General features: G+C 44.7%; 1 protein-coding gene. It reads right to left on the reverse strand.

Translation table 11 applies throughout. The annotated features are described in order from the left end of the window. Positions 1–347, reverse strand: a 347-nt coding sequence (locus DM444_RS00120; RefSeq protein WP_204251641.1) for a hypothetical protein, incomplete at both ends; no start/stop codon positions are given.

Below are 347 nucleotides of genomic sequence, written 5' to 3' on the forward strand. Positions count from 1 at the left end.
GTCCATGTGTTGGTGTAGGTTCCAGCATTTGAGCATCCTTCAGAAGCAGTAAACTGTCCGCTTACTTTTACGATATTTGAAACATCAGCATCGCATAAATCTGAAGCAGATGGGAATAAAGCCTGAGCATTTGCAAGTCCAGATGTGTCGCTGCATTCCAAAGTTACGTTTAGAGAACCCGCAGAAGTTGTCCAAGAAGGCGCAGCAGTATCCTGAATAGTGATTATTTGAGTGAAAGTGTCCGAAGTGTTTCCGCAGTCGTCTTTGACAGTCCATGTGTTGGTGTAGGTTCCAGCATTTGCGCATCCTTCAGAAGCCGTGAACTGTCCGCTTACTTTTACGATATT

The sequence above is a fragment of the Flavobacterium ginsenosidimutans genome (genome assembly GCF_003254625.1).
Taxonomy (GTDB): Bacteria; Bacteroidota; Bacteroidia; order Flavobacteriales; family Flavobacteriaceae; genus Flavobacterium; species Flavobacterium ginsenosidimutans.